The organism is Celerinatantimonas sediminis (assembly GCF_046054195.1).
Classification (GTDB): Bacteria; Pseudomonadota; Gammaproteobacteria; order Enterobacterales; family Celerinatantimonadaceae; genus Celerinatantimonas.
On record NZ_JBEQCS010000007.1, the window covers coordinates 32,963 to 48,546 of the forward strand.

The window sequence follows — 15,584 nt, forward strand, 5'->3', positions numbered from 1 at the left end:
ACAATGCATATTCATATTTTGGGGATTTGTGGCACTTTCATGGGAGGAATCGCCAAACTAGCAATTGAAGCTGGGCATCAGGTAAGTGGCAGCGATCAAAATGTCTATCCACCGATGAGTACTCAGCTTGAGTCCCTCGGTATTGAGCTGATTGAAGGATATGACCCGATTCAGCTTGAATGCCAACCTGATTTAGTCCTGATTGGCAACGCTTTAAGCCGTGGTAATCGGTGTGTCGAAGCCGTTCTAAACCAAGGAATTGCTTATACTAGCGGGCCTCAATGGCTGCATGATCATGTGCTGGGTGGCCGTTGGGTTTTAGCTGTTGCAGGGACCCATGGCAAAACCACTACCGCCAGTATTTTAGCGTGGATTCTACAGGCAAACGGTCTTGAACCTGGCTTTTTAATCGGTGGGGTTGCACAGAATTTTGCTCAAACTGCAAGGCTTGGCAAGACGCCATTTTTTGTCGTTGAAGCCGATGAATATGACAGCGCTTTTTTTGATAAACGCTCAAAATTTGTTCACTACAGTCCGCGGACCGCTATCTTAAATAATCTTGAATATGATCACGCCGATATTTTCCCTGACTTAGCAGCCATTGAACGGCAGTTCCATCATCTGGTGCGCACCATTGCTGGCAACGGACAAATTATTGTTCCCGGAGATAGCCAAGCGCTAAATCGCGTTCTGGATATGGGATGTTGGAGTGAGTTGGTTCGAACTGGTGCTGATTACGATTGGCAAATTGAAAAATGCGCGGATGATTGGCATCAGTTTCAAGTTGTTTTTAAAGGCCAGCTCCAAGGGCGTGTGCATTGGCCGTTAATTGGCATTCATAACGCAAAAAATGCGCTGATGGCCATCATCGCAGCGCGTCACGTCGGCGTTCTCCCAACAGATGCAATTGCCTGCTTGAGTGATTTTATTCCGCCAAAACGGCGCCTTGAAAAAATAGCGCAGATGAATGGCGTGACTATTTATGATGATTTTGCGCATCATCCGAGCGCTATCGCAACAACCTTGCAGGCGATGCGGGCCAATCTTGGAGCCGATACGCCGATTATCGCAGTATTAGAGCCTCGCTCAAATACGATGAAGCTCGGGGTTCATCAGCAAAGCCTACTGGATAGTTTAAAAGAGGCCGATCAGAAAATTATCTACAGCGGTGATGCAAAATGGGATGTGGCTGGTCTATTTGCCAATGAACCAAATGCTCGCTGCTACGATGATATTGAATCGGTCGTGGCTGATTTAAAAGCGCATCAAAAAAATGGCCAACATATTGTTTTAATGAGTAATGGTGGTTTTGCGGGACTTCGTGAAAAGCTCTTAAGCGCTTTGCAAAAAGATTAATGAATTTAAATTTATCTTAGATACAAAAACAGCGCCTAGGGCGCTGTTTCTCATGCGTGATTACATTTAATAAAATTAACGTAATGGGCGCAGTAAAGATGTGACGTAATCATTGATGAAATCAATAACAACTTCGCGTGAAGGCTGGTCAGGGCGGTTAACCATCTGAACTGACAAATAGAAAGATGCTGTCAGAGCCTGAGCTGCGTTATCGGCATTCATAGCACTGGTGAGTTCATCTTTTTCGAACCCTTTTTGCAGAGACTGACCGATGATTTCGTTGATACGGCTTTGAATTTTAGTAAAACGAGGCCATACATCTTCACGAACAGAAGAACTCCATTCTAACCAGATATGGACAACATCAGGTTCGTTGAAGGTTGTATCAACTAATGCTTCGACATAATCGTGAATGCTTTGCAGCGGAGTTTTATCTTGGCTGAAGGTATTGTTAACTAGTGCTAGAATACGTTTTTCAACTTCTGCCAAGACATCATCAACGAGATCTTCGCGAGTGTTAAAATAATTGAACACGGTAGCCACAGACACGTTAGCCAGTTCGGCAATTTCAGCGTGTCCAGCACGGCCAATACCGCGTTTAGAGAATACTTTGGTTGCACACTCCATCAGCTGTTTTCTACGGGCTTCTGGAGACAGACGTGTACGACGACGTACATCGTTATTGTTGGTGGTATCCATAATTTGTTACTCGTTTAGTTACTTTAAAATTATTTATAATTGGCTCAAGGCCTATATTTTAGAAAATTTGGAAGAGAGCGCTTAGCGCATATATCATTGCATTGGCAAAATTAGCAATAATCTCCACAAATCGGGGTTAATGATAGATTATTCATTACAAAAATAACAGAATGAAATGCCCAAATTACACAAAATTACATAACTCATTGAACTGTCAGTATTAATTTGAGAAATGCATAGACAGATTCGCTAATAGATCAAAAAATCCGAACGAAATATTCACTTTTTTATAATGGATATCCCTTATATGATGAAGCATTCTATAGAGCTTTTAATTACAGAACAACAAATTGCAGAGCAGGTTCACGTGATTGGTGAACAAATCAATGAGCGTTATGCTGACCATGATAGGCCATTGATTTTAATTGGTTTGCTGCGTGGGTCTTGTTTATTCCTCGCTGATCTGTGTCGTCAGATCACACGCCCAGTCATTCTGGATTTCATGAATGTGTCCAGTTATGGCAATTCAATGCAGTCCACGCGTGATGTCAGAGTTCTTAAAGATCTCGATGAAGATATTAGCGGCGCTGACTTGGTTATCGTTGAAGATATCATTGATACAGGCAATACCTTAAGCAAGGTTAGAGAGATGTTATTGCTGCGTAATCCGAACAGTTTAGCTATCTGTACATTGCTTGATAAACCATCCCGGCGGGAAGTGAATGTCCCGGTTGATTGGATCGGTTTTTCTATCCCTGATGAATTTGTGATTGGATATGGGATTGATTACGCACAGCGTTATCGTAATTTGCCATATATCGGCAAAGTCATTCCAGAATAAATTCAGAGCAGACTTTGAACTGATTCATCAGTTGTCCTTCTTAATTTGTTTATCAAAACTCAAATAGGAGCTTTATGAGCAGTCCAGTGGAGCATGAACCACAGGCTTTGGAAATTGAGTCGCTAAAAAAAATATATAAAGGTGGTGTCGAGGCCCTCAAAGGGTTGACGTTGACCGTTAAAAAAGGCGATTTCTATGCCTTATTGGGACCTAACGGTGCCGGTAAATCAACCACGATCGGAATTATTACCTCATTGGTGAATAAGTCATCCGGTCGGGTGAAAATTTTTGGTTATGATTTGGACAGTCAACTTGAGTTAGCTAAATCTCAAGTAGGCTTAGTGCCGCAAGAATTTAACTTTAACCAATTTGAAACCGTTAAACAGATTTTAGTCCAGCAAGCGGGTTATTACGGCGTTCCTAAAGATCTTGCTAATGAGCGCGCTAAAGAGCATCTGTCACGGCTCGGTTTATGGGAAAAACGCCATCAGAGTGCCCGTAATCTATCCGGCGGGATGAAGCGACGACTCATGATTGCCAGAGCGCTCATGCATAATCCGCAATTGTTGATTCTTGATGAACCAACTGCGGGTGTGGATATTGAATTGCGCCGGTCCATGTGGGAGTTTTTGCGTGATCTTAATGAGCAGGGAACCACGATTATTCTCACAACTCACTATCTTGAAGAAGCAGAGATGCTGTGTCGCCATATCGGGATTATCGATAATGGGGTGCTGATTCAGAACACCACAATGCGCCAGTTGCTCGGTCAGTTGACCAAAGAAACATTCATTCTTGATCTGGCTAAACCTAGTTTTGCCCCTGAATTGAGTGGGTTTGATAGCCACATGGTTGATAGCACTACGCTTGAAGTGACGGTAAATAAAGAAGCCAATTTGAATGACGTTTTTTCTCAGTTAAGTGAGCAGGGCATTACCGTTGCCAGTATGCGCAACAAAGCGAACCGGCTAGAAGAGTTATTTGTCACGATGGTTGAAAACGGCAGGAGCGCATAATGAACGCAAGAACCTACTGGATCGCTTTTCAAAGTATCTTAACCAAAGAAGTACACCGTTTTACCCGAATTTGGGTGCAGACGATTGTGCCGCCAGCGATTACGATGACGCTGTATTTTGTTATTTTCGGTAACATTATCGGGAGTCGCGTAGGGGTTATGGCAGGCGTTGGGTATATGCAGTTTATTGTCCCAGGGTTAATCATGATGGCGGTCATCACTAACTCATATTCTAATGTCGCATCCTCTTTTTTCAGTGCTAAATTTCAGCGTAACATTGAAGAGATGCTGGTCGCTCCTATTCCTAATTATGTAATTATTTTAGGTTTTGTGGGCGGCGGTATGGCGCGCGGATTGTGCGTTGGATTGTTGGTGAGTTTAGTTTCACTGTTCTTTGTGCCATTTCATGTGCACAGTGTAATAGTGGTTGTGGCAACGGTGCTGTTTACCTCGGCGGTATTCTCATTGGGCGGGTTAATTAACGCCATTTATGCGCAATCGTTTGATGATATTAGTATCGTTCCGACCTTTGTGTTGACCCCTCTGACGTACTTAGGTGGTGTGTTCTACTCCATCACTTTGCTGCCTGATTTTTGGCGCGGGGTGTCGCACTTTAACCCGGTCGTCTATATGGTCAGTGCCTTTCGATTTGGGTTCTTAGGAATTAAAGATGTGTCGCTGTGGTTCTCATTTGGGGTGTTATCTGCCTTTGTGGTTGGGTTATATATTTGGGCTCACATATTAATTAAGCGTGGCTATGGACTTCGAAGCTAATCAAATGCACTCAAAGATTGTGACCTCACCGCAAAGCGGGCTTCATAATCGTCTATTGGAAGTGGTGAATCGTCATCGGCAGTCAGTTTCTATGCGACCGGTTGCCGCTCACAGTCAAAGCGCTTTTGATGCGCTTTTGCTCTGGCTTGAAGATAAACCGCCGCGACCAATTATTCTCGATTCCTGTTGTGGTGTTGGCCAAAGTACCGCCATGATTGCGCAAATGCATCCCGATGCTTGGGTGATAGGCGTTGATAAATCTGGTGTGCGTCTTGAAAAGCACCACGCTTATGCGAACGCACAAGATAATTATTTGCTGCTGCGTGCTGATCTGTTTGATCTGTGGAAATTGCTGTATCAACATCAATTTAAACTGGCTAAGCACTTTTTATTATACCCAACCCCATGGCCAAAACCTGCACATCTGCAACGGCGTTGGTATGCGTGTAATGCGTTTCCATTTTTGGTGGCATTGGGCGGTGAACTGACTGTTCGCAGCAATTGGGCATTGTATATTCAGGAGTGTGAAGCAGCGCTTAAATGCTACGGCATTGAATCTCAGTGTGGCCAATTTGTTAGTGAAACACCATTGACACCGTTTGAGCGAAAGTATCAAGCCAGCGGTCAGCCTCTCTGGCAATTGAGCGCACAGCTTAAACCATCACTATAAAAACAGGGCCCTTCAATGAAGGGCTTTCTTTTTTCCCACAAGCCTGCAATTATTAACCATAATTGAACGAATAACCAACAAAGCTGTTTCATTCCATTCCTGTGTGCGACCCACAATTCGAGGAATTTTTATGGTTATCAAGAAAACTACTCAGCTCAAAGAGTCAGATGTCACCCCTGAAGTTATCTATAAAGCGCGGCGTTCTTTTATCAAAAGTGGCGCTATCTTGGGGCTTAGTGCGTTATTGCCTGCAACGGCTCTGGCAACACCTGAAAATAGTGCCGGTTCATTTAGTAATGCTCTACCTGATTGGCTCAAACAAAAAATCCTTGGCTCAAGCGCTAACACCCAACCGATTAAAGAGGCTTTAACGCCTTATAAAATTGCCACGACGTATAATAATTTTTATGAGTTTGGTTATAACAAAGATGATCCGGCGAAAAATAGCGATGAATTTCAGCCTTTCCCGTGGAAGGTTGAAATCGCAGGTGAAGTGAATAAGCCCGGACATTACGATTTAGATGATTTATTAAAAAATATCGATTTAGAAGAGCGTATCTATCGGCTGCGCTGCGTGGAAGCTTGGTCGATGGTTTTACCCTGGATTGGTTTTCCATTGCATAAGTTGCTGAAACGGTTTGAACCGACCAGCCGTGCTAAATATGTGAAATTTACCAGTGTGTTACGTCCCAAACAGATGCCTGCGCAAAATAGTGCATTCAGCACTATTGATTGGCCTTATGTTGAAGGGTTACGTATGGATGAAGCCATGCATCCGTTAACATTGATGGCAGTCGGGCTATATGGCAAGAATCTGTTAAATCAAAGTGGGGCGCCACTGCGACTAGTGGTTCCTTGGAAGTATGGTTTTAAAAGTGCTAAATCCATTGTCAAAATCGAGCTTGTTGAACAACAACCGTTGAATACGTGGCAACAGATTGCGCCTAATGAGTATGGCTTCTATGCCAATGTTAATCCGCATGTTGATCATCCTCGCTGGAGTCAAAAAGAGGAGCGGCGTTTGCCATCGGGGTTATTTCATCCAAATATAATTCCAACCCGGATGTTTAATGGATATGAGCAGGTGGCAAGTTTGTACAGGGCAATGGATTTGCGCAAAAACTTTTAAAAGGTTTCGATATGCCTGTTTGGTTAAGACGTTGGACTATTTTTATCGTTGCGCTGATTCCCTTTGCTCTGTTGGTTTATGGGGCGATAAATCAGAGTTTGGGCGGCGATCCTGCCAAAGCTATTTTGTTGGACACTGGTTTTTGGGCCATGCGATTTTTGTTAATTACATTAGCAGTTACACCGCTGGTTCGATATTTAAAATGGCGTTGGTTGATGCCGCATCGACGTATGTTAGGGCTATTTGCGCTGTTTTATGCGCTGCTTCATCTGCTTTCGTACTATCAATTTATTCTCGGTGGGAATCTGGCAATGTTGGCTGAAGAGTTAGTCAAACGCCCCTATATATTGGTGGGGGCTCCGGCATTACTGATTCTTGTCGCGCTGGGGATTACTTCGACCCGCGGTTGGATGAAGCGCCTTGGCAGACGCTGGCAACGTCTGCATCAATTAGTTTATTTAGCCTTTATTCTGGCTTGGATTCATCTCTATTGGCAGGTTCGCTCAAGTTATTTTGACGCCGTACTCTATGGTGTTATCGGCTTGGTGTTGTTGTCATTTCGTGCCCGTAAGTTTCTGATTAAAAGAATATAATCTGCTATTTCTTGCCGTATTCTTGTGACAACTTGTCGTCTACGGCTCTGTTCTTTTTTATTCTTTTTTAAGTTTCGATATATCTAAACTTGATCATTTTTATATCTTAGGCTAATTTAGATATATCTTTTTTTAGATATATCGAAAACAAGGAATAAAAATGAAAGATATACAAAGTAAACATCGTGAGCATTCCAGAGCTCGCCGAGCAGATGGTCAAAAAGGTGGCCGAACAGCCATGCGCGGGTTTGGACGAGGCGGCGAACATCGCCATCAAACACACAACGAAGAGCCATCTCGAGAATGTGGCCACAGAGGTGAACACCATGGCGGTGAACATCATGGCCGCCGTCATAAGTTGGGACGGTTATTTGCTCATGGTGATTTGAGATTGATGGTCTTAGCCTTTATTGAAGAGCATCCATGTCATGGCTATGAACTGATGAAATCGATTGAAAAAGCAAGTTCTGGTTTGTATTCACCAAGTGCTGGGGTCGTTTACCCAACGTTGAATGTTCTTGAAGATCAACTGCTGATTGAGGTGCAAGATGGTGGGGAAGGTGGGAGAAAAATCTATCAACTGACCCAATTAGGAGCCCAAGAAGTTGATGCTCAGCGCAATTACATCGATAAATTAAAAGAGCGACTGGCGCAATTTGGCAAACCGCAAAATACTCAACAATATGATCAATTGAGTGAATCGATGCATCGCATTAAAAAAGCACTCCGTCAGCAGATGTTAAATCAGCAGCCGCAGATGGATTTTTCTGCTTACATTGAGATTTTAACGAAAGCCGCTGAGCAGCTTGAACAGCTCAATGAAGAAAATGAATCAAAAGGAGCTCATTAATGGCTGGATATCGCTACGAAATTACGGTTAAACCGCTTGAAGATCGCAAAGGTCAGCTGATTGATAAGCCTGCGTTGGTATTTGAAGTATCGAATCATGACGAGATCTTATCGATAGTAGAAAAAATTCGCTCTCGCAGTGACCTTGATTTTCCGGATGAGCAAAAAACCGCTTTTGCGGTTGGGTTAAAGTTATTCTCAGAAATTATGATCGAACACCGTAAGCATCCTATTTTTGCACCGCTTCGGGATGCGTTTAAAAACTTTATGATGGGACTGAAAAAAGGCAATGGAGGGAAAAATGATGGGTGACCCAACGACGTTACTCAGACAAGCCGCGCTGAAAGTGACTCAACCACGCCTTGAGATTTTACGTCGTTTTATAACTCAAGAGCATACTCATCAAAGCGCTGAAAATATTTATCAGAGCTTTTTAAAATCAAAGCATCCGATTGCATTGGCAACGGTTTATCGGGTGTTAGAGCAGTTCACTCAAGCTGGGTTATTAAAACGTCATTATTTTGATGGTAAAGTGGCGATGTTTGAGTTGAATCAGCACAGTCAGCATGCTCATTTAATCTGTAATCAGTGTGGTGAAGTGATTGAATTTGAAGATGATATAATTTCTGCTCGATTAAAGCAGATAGCTGCATCTCATCAGTTGAAAATTGTGGATCAGACGGTGTATGTCTATGGCGAATGTGAGTGTCAGCAACCCGTATAAATGTTAGAAAGGATTGCTCATCTTTTACAAACGAGCAATCCGAAGTGCGGTTATGCCATCTGCATTTGAATCCGATCTTTGGTGCCTTTCATGACATTATTTTCATCAAATAATACGATTTGAGGATGATGATTTTTTGCTTCACTTTCATCCATTGTGGCAAAGGTGCAGATGATCAGTTTATCCCCAACAGCAGCTTTTCGAGCAGCAGCGCCGTTTACAGAGATAATTTTAGAACCTGGTTCGGCGGCAATTGCATAGGTTGAAAAGCGCTCGCCATTATCCACGTTATAAATATCAATAGCCTGATATTCTAAAATTCCAGCGGCTTCTAAAAAATCTTTATCAATAGCACAAGAGCCTTCATAGTTGAGCTCTGCCAGAGTGACGCGCGCGCGATGTAGTTTCGATTTGAGCATAGTTAACTGCATAAATAACTCCTTAAATCCTTGCTTAGCAATTAAAGTTTGACGACTAAATTGTCGATTAGTCGGATTTTGCCTAAATAGGCTGCAGCCAAAATGACCGCGCGCTGACTACTTTGAGTCAAGGGGGTTAGCGAATCAGCATCAACAATATCAATTGCATCGGTTTTAAAGTCTAATTCATTGAGTTTTTGCGCGGTTTCTAGGCTGACTTGGCGAGCATCGAGCCCGCTGGCCAATTGTTGGCCTGCCCATCTTAAAACCTGGGCTAATTTAGGAGCGTGAGCGCGTTGCTCGGCACTTAGCAAACTATTACGAGAGCTCATTGCCAAACCGTTGTCATAGCGAACAATCGGCACTGAAGCAATTTCAACTGGAAGCATTAACTCTTCACACATGCGCCGAATGATCGCGACCTGCTGAAAGTCTTTTTCACCAAAGCAGGCAACATCAGGCTGAACAATATGAAACAGTTTAGCCACGACGGTTGTGACGCCGAGAAAATGCCCTGGACGTTTAGCGCCTTCAAGGGCCTCGCTCAAACCTGCAACATGCACTGTGGCAGGATTATCCAGACCATTTGGATACATGGTTGACTCCTCAGGAGCAAACAAAATATCGGCTTGGGCCTCAACTAATTTTTGCTGATCAGCTTTAAAGCTACGAGGATAATTTTGTAAATCTTCCAAGCGGTCAAACTGCAATGGATTAACAAAAATGGAGACAACCACTTTGTCGGCTATCTGTTTGGCATATTCAATCAGATGGATATGGCCCTGATGAAGATGTCCCATGGTTGGTACTAATGCGACGCGTAAACGATCGGCTTTGTACTGCTCTACAAGAGTTTTTAGTGGTGCTATTTGGTTGAAAGTTTGCATTTTATTTATTCGTTAAAGATATGATCTTGACTAGGAAAAATGCCCTGGCGGACTTCCTGTATATATTGGCAAACGGCATCGGGAATGCTGTTTGCTTGCTCCATATAATTTTTTGCAAATTTAGGTAGTTTCCCTGGGGTAATACCGAGTAAATCATGCATGACTAATATTTGTCCGTCGGTATCAACGCCAGCTCCTATACCAATCACTGGGATGGTTAGCGCTTCACTGAGCGCTTTGCCTAATGACGCGGGAACGCATTCGACAACCAGTAATTGAGCCCCTGCATTTTCAACAGCTTTTGCCTGAGCTATAAAATCAGCTGCTTGCTCGGCTGAGCGCCCCTGAACTTTATAACCACCAAACAAATGCACTGATTGCGGCGTAAGCCCCATATGCACACACACTGGCACGGCTCTTTGAACTAACGCTTGAATTGTCTCACAGAGCCATTGTCCGCCTTCTATTTTGACCATGTTGGCGCCTGCACGCATCAACGTTGCGGCATTTAGCAAAGTGGTTTCTAAAGAGGGCATCGACATAAAAGGCATGTCGGCAAGTATCAGTGCATTTTTACAGCCCTGTGCGACAGCTTTGGTGTGATAGGCAATGTCTTCGACACTCACTGGTAGTGTGGATGATTGTCCCTGGATGACCATTCCAAGAGAATCGCCAATTAACAGAGCATCGATACCAGAGTTATCAAATAGGTGAGCAAAGCTTGAGTCGTAGGCTGTGAGTGTTGCTATTTTTTCTCCAGCTGCTTTCATTGCAGCCAGTTTAGTGGTGGTAATTGCCACAATATCTCCCTCGCCACAACATCAATCAATAGGCGTTAACTGACCCACTGCTGCGCTGTTTCCCGGCGATATAAACCGTTACGTTCAATCTGGTTGGCCAGTTGCGCAACGCTTACCCCGTTGGGTAATACTAACGATGGCGCGATTTCAGCCAGTGGTAAAACGACGAACTCACGCTCTTGCAGACCATAATGTGGCACACATAGGCGGGGTAAGTCGAGTGTTTGTTGACCAAAAAGCAGAATATCTAAGTCTAGCGTCCGAGGTCCCCAACGCTCTTTTTTACGTACTCGTCCGTGTTGTTGCTCAATTGCTTGGGTTGCATCAAGTAGCGAAAGAGGTTCAAGTTCGGTTTCAATGGCAACAACCGCATTGAGATAATCCGGTTGATCTTGTGGCCCCATCGGTCTGCTGGCATAAAGCCCCGATGCTGCGACAACGTGAGTGTTTGCAACATCACTCAGGGCTTTTCGAGCGCTGACTAATTGCGCTCGAGGGGCATTTAAATTACTGCCCAGAGCGATGTAACAAAGAGTGCTCATCATGCATCCCGATGATTGCTTGAGTTAGCTGATGAATTGGGTTTGCGTTTTTTTACTCGGCGCCGTTTGGTCGCAGTTCTTGTGCCTTTGCCAAGCGCTTTGGTCATATTAAAGCGATCTTTATCATTGGCTTTTTGAAATTGCGTCCACCATTGCACTAATTCCAGCAGTTCTTTATCGCTACTGGTTTTAGCACGAAGCTCTAAAAAGTCATAAGCTGCGCGAAAGCGAGGGTGCTCGAAACAGCGCTGTGCGCGTTTACCTTGACGGCGAGTTAATCGTCCTTGTAGCTCCCAAATTTCGCGAATGGCACTGGTAAAACGTCGCGGAATCGCAATACTTTTACATTGCGTTGCGAGTACTTGGTTCATCGCCATCGCTAGAGCATCGGCACTGGGTAAGGATAATTCAGTCAGTAGTTCTTGAATGCGAATTTCCAGTACTGGATAGAGAATCGCTGCAAAAATAAATGCAGGAGTCACCCGCTGCTCGTTGCGTACTCGCCTGTCTGTGCTATCAAGAGCTGCGCTGATAAATTCAAGCGCTGTACTTGGCTCACCACTGGCTAATAACGGTTTGAGTTGCGGAAATAAAGGCAGCAACAAGCCGTGTTCTTTAAGCCCCAAGAAGGTATTTTTACCTTCACCAGCTAAGAACATTTTAAGGCATTCTTCAAATAATCGTGCTGCTGGAATATCACGCAGTAATCCAGCTAAACGATGAATAGGCTCACCCGTACTATGGCTGATGTTAAATCCAAGTTTCACGGCAAATCGCACCGCTCGAAGCATTCGCACTGGATCTTCGTGGTACCGGGTATCAGGATCGCCGATTAGGTCGATGCGTCTTTCTTGGATGTCTTTAAGACCATTAGCAAAATCAATGAGCGAGAAATCAGCGATATTGTAATAAAGAGCATTAATGGTGAAATCGCGGCGTTCGGCATCTTCATCTAACGAGCCATAAACGTTATCGCGCAGCAGCATTCCCTGTTCAGATTGTAAATGCTGTTTATTGTCATTTTCGGATGCATCATGGTGGCCACGAAAAGTTGCTACTTCAATGATTTCACGACCAAATAAAATATGGGCAAGCCGGAATCGACGACCGACTAAACGGCAGTTACGAAATAGTTTTTTCACCTCATCCGGAGTGGCATTGGTGGTGACATCAAAATCCTTGGGCTTTTTGCCAAGCAATAAGTCACGTACACCACCACCGACTAAATAGGCCTCGTAGCCCGCTTTATGCAAGCGATACAACACCTTTAGCGCGTTATCGCTGATGTCTTGACGTGAAATTGTATGCTCAGAACGTGGAATGATGGTTTTACCTAGACCACTTTGTTCGGCTTCGTGCTGCTGCAGAATTTGGCTGCATGCTTTAAAAATTCGGCGAAAAATAGCTATTCCTCCCCCTATAATCCTGATAGGTCGCTAATATAGCCCAGCTTGGCGCAAATGAAAACGATCTCAGATGTCCAAATGGGTTGGGATATTTCGTTTATCCCAGACTTGGGCCATGTTGGCCAATAATTTTTGTGGCGGCAGCTGCGCCCAACTGTTGGGAACTTCATGTCCCAAAAATGCCAGTGCATCCTGTAACTGCTTAAGAATATGTTCTTGGCTCAGTGCCGGAGCATGATTCTGTTTACTTAATTTGTGCCCGGAACTATCACATGCCAACGGCAAATGTAGATAATCCGGTTCGTCATGATTGAGCATCCGATAAAGATTACACTGTCGAGCTGTGGGTTCTAATAGGTCACTGCCACGAACAACTTCACTTACCTTGGCATCAATATCATCTAAAACAACGGCTAAATTATACGCATATAAACCATCACGGCGAAATATTACTAGATCTTCGTGGGCAAGCTCACTTTTTAGCGGTTGCCAGCCTCGTAACTGGTCGGTAAATCCAGTCGCAGGTTTCGTGCAATGCAAACGAATTGCCCGGCCGGGGGCTTTTTCAAGTGCTAAATGGCGGCAGTGGCCATCATAAATCCCGCCATCGCGAGATTGAATCTGTTTTCGGGTGCATTGACAATAATAGGCATCACCTGTTGCTAACCATGCATCTATTTGGCTCTGATAGCGACTAAGATGTTGACTTTGGTAGATGACTTCATCATCCCAATAAAGTCCAAAATCAGTCAGTTGCTTTAAAATCATATCGCTAGCACCGGGAACTTCCCGAGGTGGATCGATATCTTCAATACGAACTAACCAACGGCCATAAGAATGTCGGGCTTGCAGAAAACTACCAACGGCTGTAACCAGTGAGCCGAAGTGGAGAGGACCGGACGGTGAAGGTGCAAATCGTCCAATATATGAAGTGTGTGCCATAACTTAACCAGGCAGCAAAGCTGCCTGATCTACAACCATTAACCTGCCATCTGTTTTTCTTTAATTTCAGCCAAGGTTTTACAGTCGATACATAAATCAGCTGTTGGTCGTGCTTCTAATCGGCGAATCCCAATTTCAACGCCACATGATTCGCAAAAGCCAAATTCATCGTCGTCGATTTTTTGCAGAGTTTTCTCAATTTTCTTAATCAGCTTACGTTCCCGGTCGCGGGTACGTAGTTCTAAACTGAACTCTTCTTCTTGAGCTGCACGGTCAACCGGATCAGGGAAGTTAGCTGCCTCATCCTTCATATGGGTGACAGTTCGGTCTACTTCTTCACGTAATTGACGTCGCCATGCTTCCAGAATTGTCCGGAAGTGTTCAAGTTGGCGTTCGTTCATATATTCTTCGCCGGGTTGTTCCTTATAAGGTTCAACGCCTGCGATAGAAAGTACACCTAGCGTCTTTTTTTTGCCTTCAGGCATGCCTTCTCTCCTAAATTAGTCCTCGACGTTTGGCCGCCGAAAATCCAATGGCCGCTATCTATATCAGAAAGTTCCCGCTAGCGCAATTGAAATACGATGAATTTATTCAGTTTTGCAGGTTTTCATCATATTGCAAAAGGCAACGGCAAATCGGCTACGATCTGCTCGTGATTGCAATCGAAGCGCTGACAAATCACCTCGACACCAGCTGCCATTGCGTTATTTAGTAACTCACCATAAAGAAGGTCTATATGGTGGGCAATACTGACTTTTTCAATACCCTGATGCATCACAGCGAATAATAATACGGCTCGCTGTGCATTTTGTGCCACGGCAGTCAATTCCCGTAAATGTTTCTGGCCGCGGCTCGTTTTTGCATCCGGGAATAAGCCTAGACCATCTTTGTCCAATAGCGTGACACTTTTTACTTCAATGTAGCAGTCAGGGCGATTATCAGAGCGAAGTAATAGGTCAATACGGCTGTTTTCTTGACCATATTTCACCTCAGTTTGTATTGTCTCATAGCCGTCAAGTGCCTTTATTTGCCGGTTACGAATTGCTTCACCAACCACTTCGTTGGCCCGCGCGGTATTGATGCAGATGGTCTGCCCTTGGTCGTTTTCCACCAGCTCCCAGCTATAGCGACATTTACGTTTAGGATTTTGACTATCACGCAGCCAGACTCGCCAGTTTGGCTCAGCGCAGCCAGTCATGGCACCCGTGTTTGCGCAGTGGGCGGTAATTACTTCGCCATTATCAAGTTCAACATCAGCTAAAAAACGTTTGTAGCGACGAATTAGTGTTCCGCTAACTAAAGGAGGAGAAAATTTCACAAGCACACCCAATTCAGTTTGATAGGGCATCATAACTGAAGCGCTCTGAGCTGTCAGTCGCGCAGAGCGAAGTGCTCAAGGTGTTGATATAAAGCGCCATTGCCATTGGAGCGGTATAAATCAAATCCTTTCACCTGTAAGTTAAGATTTGTCTCAGTTATCTTTGGCAGTGTGGCGTCGGTGAGCTTTCGCATTAAGCTTACATGGGGTTGGTAAGGCTGACTATTTCCTAATTGGTAAGCTAAAGAACACAATGTTTTCGTGTTTTGAATGCTCAAGTAGCCCGTTTTAGCCTTGGCAAAATAGCCAAGTCCGTTTGATTGAATCTTAAATGAGTTCGCGCTTATATTGTTTGCTCTCTCTTTTGCCTTTTGTAACTCATCGCTCGTCTGCGGGCCTAAAAAATGTAAGGTTAGATGAAAATTTTCCGGAGCAATTAAACGTATTTGGGGTTGGCTCCTGTTTAACCGTGTCAAATGTTCCAGCCACTTTTGCTGTAACATTTGTAGCTGCAAAGACTCTTGATGAATAGGTATCGCGAAAAAATATCTTGGCAGTGACATAGGCTTTACCTCGGCTGACTGATGACTGGTTTTGACGAGCGATTCGTTTTATATACA

The 15,584-nt window shown here is 44.1% G+C and carries 20 protein-coding genes; 10 read left to right on the plus strand and 10 right to left on the minus strand.

Going from position 1 to position 15,584, the window contains the following annotated elements; translation table 11 throughout:
* Nucleotides 1–3 precede the first annotated feature (3 nt).
* Complete coding sequence (mpl, locus tag ABTQ23_RS09900) at nt 4–1,356, plus strand: UDP-N-acetylmuramate:L-alanyl-gamma-D-glutamyl-meso-diaminopimelate ligase (protein ID WP_408615558.1); 1,353 nt, start codon at nt 4–6, stop codon at nt 1,354–1,356.
* Between the two features lie 75 nt (nt 1,357–1,431).
* On the opposite strand, the gene ABTQ23_RS09905 is transcribed toward mpl, so the two are convergent.
* Nucleotides 1,432–2,055 (minus strand): TetR/AcrR family transcriptional regulator, encoded by a 624-nt coding sequence (locus ABTQ23_RS09905; RefSeq protein ID WP_408615559.1) that lies wholly within the window; start codon nt 2,053–2,055, stop codon nt 1,432–1,434.
* Nucleotides 2,056–2,365: 310 nt separating this feature from the next.
* Between ABTQ23_RS09905 and hpt the strand changes: the two genes are divergently transcribed.
* The 9 genes from hpt to fur all read left to right on the plus strand — a co-directional run bounded on the left by hpt (nt 2,366) and on the right by fur (nt 8,650).
* Nucleotides 2,366–2,896, plus strand: coding sequence for a hypoxanthine phosphoribosyltransferase (gene hpt / locus ABTQ23_RS09910; RefSeq protein WP_408615698.1), 531 nt, complete (start codon nt 2,366–2,368; stop codon nt 2,894–2,896).
* Between the two features lie 74 nt (nt 2,897–2,970).
* The gene (locus ABTQ23_RS09915; RefSeq protein WP_408615560.1) at nt 2,971–3,912 is read left to right on the plus strand and encodes an ABC transporter ATP-binding protein; all 942 of its coding nucleotides are present in this window, start codon (nt 2,971–2,973) and stop codon (nt 3,910–3,912) included.
* Complete coding sequence (locus tag ABTQ23_RS09920; protein WP_408615561.1) at nt 3,912–4,685, plus strand: ABC transporter permease; 774 nt, start codon at nt 3,912–3,914, stop codon at nt 4,683–4,685. The genes ABTQ23_RS09915 and ABTQ23_RS09920 overlap by 1 nt, the downstream gene beginning before the upstream one ends.
* A gap of 4 nt (nt 4,686–4,689) precedes the next feature.
* Nucleotides 4,690–5,355, plus strand: coding sequence for a tRNA (guanine(46)-N(7))-methyltransferase TrmB (gene trmB, locus ABTQ23_RS09925; protein WP_408615562.1), 666 nt, complete (start codon nt 4,690–4,692; stop codon nt 5,353–5,355).
* Between the two features lie 130 nt (nt 5,356–5,485).
* On the plus strand, nt 5,486–6,484 hold the full coding sequence (msrP, locus tag ABTQ23_RS09930) for a protein-methionine-sulfoxide reductase catalytic subunit MsrP (protein WP_408615563.1): 999 nt from the start codon (nt 5,486–5,488) through the stop codon (nt 6,482–6,484).
* Nucleotides 6,485–6,495: 11 nt separating this feature from the next.
* On the plus strand, nt 6,496–7,077 hold the full coding sequence (gene msrQ, locus ABTQ23_RS09935) for a protein-methionine-sulfoxide reductase heme-binding subunit MsrQ (RefSeq protein ID WP_408615564.1): 582 nt from the start codon (nt 6,496–6,498) through the stop codon (nt 7,075–7,077).
* A gap of 160 nt (nt 7,078–7,237) precedes the next feature.
* On the plus strand, nt 7,238–7,927 hold the full coding sequence (locus tag ABTQ23_RS09940; RefSeq protein WP_408615565.1) for a PadR family transcriptional regulator: 690 nt from the start codon (nt 7,238–7,240) through the stop codon (nt 7,925–7,927).
* Complete coding sequence (locus tag ABTQ23_RS09945; RefSeq protein ID WP_408615566.1) at nt 7,927–8,238, plus strand: DUF3861 domain-containing protein; 312 nt, start codon at nt 7,927–7,929, stop codon at nt 8,236–8,238. The genes ABTQ23_RS09940 and ABTQ23_RS09945 overlap by 1 nt, the downstream gene beginning before the upstream one ends.
* Nucleotides 8,228–8,650 (plus strand): ferric iron uptake transcriptional regulator, encoded by a 423-nt coding sequence (gene fur, locus ABTQ23_RS09950; protein ID WP_408615567.1) that lies wholly within the window; start codon nt 8,228–8,230, stop codon nt 8,648–8,650. Before ABTQ23_RS09945 ends, fur begins: the two co-directional genes overlap by 11 nt.
* Before the next feature lie 50 nt (nt 8,651–8,700).
* Here fur and panD read toward each other — a convergent pair whose 3' ends face one another.
* The 9 genes from panD to thpR form a co-directional block, all read right to left on the minus strand.
* Entirely contained in the window at nt 8,701–9,081 is a 381-nt protein-coding gene (gene panD / locus ABTQ23_RS09955; protein ID WP_408615568.1) for an aspartate 1-decarboxylase, read from the minus strand.
* A gap of 29 nt (nt 9,082–9,110) precedes the next feature.
* On the minus strand, nt 9,111–9,956 hold the full coding sequence (gene panC / locus ABTQ23_RS09960) for a pantoate--beta-alanine ligase (RefSeq protein ID WP_408615569.1): 846 nt from the start codon (nt 9,954–9,956) through the stop codon (nt 9,111–9,113).
* A gap of 5 nt (nt 9,957–9,961) precedes the next feature.
* Nucleotides 9,962–10,759 (minus strand): 3-methyl-2-oxobutanoate hydroxymethyltransferase, encoded by a 798-nt coding sequence (gene panB / locus ABTQ23_RS09965; RefSeq protein ID WP_408615699.1) that lies wholly within the window; start codon nt 10,757–10,759, stop codon nt 9,962–9,964.
* A 32-nt stretch (nt 10,760–10,791) separates the two neighbouring features.
* A complete protein-coding gene (gene folK / locus ABTQ23_RS09970; RefSeq protein WP_408615700.1) occupies nt 10,792–11,298 on the minus strand; it encodes a 2-amino-4-hydroxy-6-hydroxymethyldihydropteridine diphosphokinase in 507 nt (168 codons plus the stop codon).
* Entirely contained in the window at nt 11,298–12,668 is a 1,371-nt protein-coding gene (pcnB, locus tag ABTQ23_RS09975; RefSeq protein WP_408615701.1) for a polynucleotide adenylyltransferase PcnB, read from the minus strand. Before pcnB ends, folK begins: the two co-directional genes overlap by 1 nt.
* Before the next feature lie 102 nt (nt 12,669–12,770).
* Entirely contained in the window at nt 12,771–13,646 is an 876-nt protein-coding gene (gene gluQRS, locus ABTQ23_RS09980; protein ID WP_408615570.1) for a tRNA glutamyl-Q(34) synthetase GluQRS, read from the minus strand.
* A gap of 38 nt (nt 13,647–13,684) precedes the next feature.
* Entirely contained in the window at nt 13,685–14,131 is a 447-nt protein-coding gene (gene dksA, locus ABTQ23_RS09985; RefSeq protein WP_408615571.1) for an RNA polymerase-binding protein DksA, read from the minus strand.
* 125 nt (nt 14,132–14,256) lie between these two features.
* Nucleotides 14,257–14,964, minus strand: coding sequence for a DNA/RNA nuclease SfsA (sfsA, locus tag ABTQ23_RS09990; protein WP_408615572.1), 708 nt, complete (start codon nt 14,962–14,964; stop codon nt 14,257–14,259).
* Between the two features lie 53 nt (nt 14,965–15,017).
* The gene (thpR, locus tag ABTQ23_RS09995; protein ID WP_408615573.1) at nt 15,018–15,527 is read right to left on the minus strand and encodes an RNA 2',3'-cyclic phosphodiesterase; all 510 of its coding nucleotides are present in this window, start codon (nt 15,525–15,527) and stop codon (nt 15,018–15,020) included.
* Between the last annotated feature and the right edge of the window lie 57 nt (nt 15,528–15,584).